General features: G+C 76.5%; 2 protein-coding genes. Both read right to left on the bottom strand.

What is annotated here, in order from left to right; genetic code table 11:
- Positions 1-103: 103 nt before the first annotated feature.
- The gene (locus ACFWXO_RS32130; RefSeq protein ID WP_380528252.1) at positions 104-400 is read right to left on the bottom strand and encodes a hypothetical protein; all 297 of its coding nucleotides are present in this window, start codon (positions 398-400) and stop codon (positions 104-106) included.
- 246 nt (positions 401-646) lie between these two features.
- A complete protein-coding gene (locus ACFWXO_RS32135) occupies positions 647-985 on the bottom strand; it encodes a hypothetical protein (RefSeq protein WP_380528254.1) in 339 nt (112 codons plus the stop codon).
- Positions 986-1,165: the final 180 nt, after the last annotated feature.

Here is a 1,165-nt window from a genome sequence, read left to right on the forward strand (position 1 = left end):
CGACGGGCCCCGGCGGGGTGTGGGGGGGGGGGTCTGAGGGGGGGCGGGGCGCCGGGCGGCGGGGGGGCGGGCGTACCGGGCGGGGGGCGCCACGGGCAGGGCATCAGGCGCGCGGGGCGGCGGGGTCGGAGGCGAACGCGGGGACCGGGGCGCACAGTCGGCCGATGACGCCGGGCAAGGGCTGGGGCTCACCGGGCCGGACGGCCTGGGCGCGGCGCATCGCGCCGAGCAGGCGGGCCATCAGGTTCCAGCGCTCCGCCGGGCACTCGGTGGCCGGACGCTCGTCCGCCTCCAGGAGGTGGCAGTTCCAGCAGGCCTTGCGGACGTCCGCCCAGTCCACGTAGATGATGTCCGCGTCCTGGTGGCCGCCGACGACGTCGAAGATGTCGTGCTGGATCACTGCTGCTCCTCGGTGTTGTGCGGGTTGAGCCGGAGGGCCCGCCCAGGCCCTTCCGACAAGAAAAACTATACCACATGAAACCTGCCACGTGGTGTGTGTCGGCACGCTTCCCGGATCGGGCACAGCCACCCGCCCGGCGTGGCTACCCGCCGCCGAGCCCGGACCGTGACCGACCGCCCCCGGGGCCGCCGGCCTGAGGCAACCGGTCCGCCGGCCCGAGGGGCGGCCCTGGCGGGCCTGCCACCGTCAGGCGTCCAATCGCACGTGCCACCCCCGGAACGTCGCCAGGTGCTCGGCGCGCTGCCCAAGCCAGGCATCGTCCTCCCACTGCTCCCACGACACATGGACCGCGGCCTCGCGCCAGTACCAATCGACTGCCAACTGCTGCGCCTCACGGCGCGCGTCGCGGGGGGTCGCCGCCCAGATGGCAAGAGCGTGCGTGCCCGCGTCCTCGATGCGCAGGACGACCGTGTACCGGTACATGAACAGGGGGATGGCCAGGCCGGTGAAGTCGAGCATGCGGGGCTTGGTGAGCCGGTGGTACAGCTTCACGGCCAGCGCGGACAGCTTGCGGACAGAGGACATGACGGACCCTTTCGGGGACGGGGTCGGGACGTGGTGGGGCGCAGCAGGGAGCGCGCGGGCCGGGGCCCGGGGGGGGCGGGGGGGGGGGGGGCGGGCGGCCGCGGGGGGGGGGGCCCCCCCCGCCGGGAGCGGGGGTGGCTCGGCGCGGGGCCGGGCGCCGCGGGGGCGGCCGGCGCCCGG

This window comes from Kitasatospora sp. NPDC059088 (genome assembly GCF_042738155.1).
Taxonomy (GTDB): domain Bacteria; phylum Actinomycetota; class Actinomycetes; order Streptomycetales; family Streptomycetaceae; genus Kitasatospora.